The organism is Acinetobacter rongchengensis (genome assembly GCF_003611475.1).
Lineage (GTDB): Bacteria > Pseudomonadota > Gammaproteobacteria > Pseudomonadales > Moraxellaceae > Acinetobacter > Acinetobacter rongchengensis.
Map to the genome: position 1 here is coordinate 1 of NZ_RAXT01000149.1, position 1,309 is coordinate 1,309.

Annotated in this window: 1 protein-coding gene and 1 other annotated feature; the gene reads right to left on the minus strand. The window is 41.7% G+C overall.

All coding sequences use genetic code 11. From position 1 onward, the window contains the following. Positions 1-39: 39 nt before the first annotated feature. Positions 40-1,259 (minus strand): IS3 family transposase gene (locus D7V20_RS19165; protein ID WP_100833221.1). Its coding sequence is split into 2 segments (ribosomal slippage): positions 40-983 and positions 983-1,259, totalling 1,221 coding nucleotides; the frame shifts between segments, so codons are not numbered across the junction. Beyond that, positions 868-984: a sequence feature (AL1L pseudoknot), on the minus strand. Its footprint overlaps the gene before it by 117 nt. Positions 1,260-1,309 lie beyond the last annotated feature (50 nt).

The following is a 1,309-nucleotide window of genomic DNA, read 5'->3' on the forward strand; positions in this document are numbered from 1 at the left end:
TGAACCGTACCGGGTTTGTCGGAGACTTTTTTATTTAAGTTAGGCCACCTGACCTAACGGGTTAATCTTATCATAGTACATTGCTTCAAACTCAAAAGGTGATACATAACCCAGTGCACTGTGTACACGCTCTTTATTGAACCAATCTACCCAGTTTAGTGTCGCAAGTTGTACATCCGCTAAACCTTGCCAATCCGCTTTTAAATATTCAATCACCTCTGTTTTGTATAAGCCATTCACCGTTTCAGCCAAAGCATTATCGTATGAATCACCGGTCGTACCGACTGATGCTCGTAAATTTGCTGCTTCTAAACGATTGGTATAACGAATGGAAAGATATTGCACGCCTCTGTCACTATGATGAATCACGTTCTTTGGCATGCCTCGATCATGCAATGCTTGCTCCAGTGCATCGAGCACCATATCTGTATTCATACGTGTTGATACTTTCCATCCAACAATTGCTCGCGAGAACACATCAATAATAAAGGCGGTATAGACCCAGCCTGAATGAGTTTGAATATACGTGAAGTCAGCGACCCACAGCTGGTCAGGATGATCTGCATTAAAATTGCGTTTTACTAAGTCATCTGCTCGTTTTTGATCATCTCGGCTACGGGTGGTTTGTTTATTCTTACCACGCCAAACACCTTGTATACCTAGCTTCTGCATCAATCGAGCAACTGTACAACGTGCAATCACATAGCCTTCACGTTTCAGTTGTTGCCAGACCTTACGCACACCATATCGACCTAAACTTTCTTTCCAAATACGTTTGATTTGCTCTGCATGATGTAAATCATGCAGAGCACGTTTCGCTCGATGTTCTGGGTTATCAACGAGATCTAAAGCCCGATAATAGGTCGAAGCTGCAATCGGTAAAATTCTACAAATCGCTTCAACACCATATCGATCTTTATTGTTCTGGATAAAATCCACCATTATTTGTGTGGGCGGTCGAGCTCCGCCTGGGCGAAAAAAGCGGCTGCTTTACGTAGAATTTCGTTAGCACGTTGCAGTTCTTTATTTTCACGTTCGAGTTGTTTAATACGTTCTTGATCTGAAAGTTGCTGTACTTTAATTGGGTTTTGTTTATCTAAATATTTTTGATACCAAACACGTAGAGTTTCAGGAGTACAACCTATCTTGGGAGCAATAGCGGTGATTGCAGCCCAAGTAGAAGGATAATCTTTTTCAGATTCAATCAATAATTGAACCGCTCTATCTCTGATTTCAGGGGTGTATTTTACTTTTTTCATCGGGACATTCTCTCAAGAAAAGTGGTCTCCGACAAACCCGGTACGGTTCA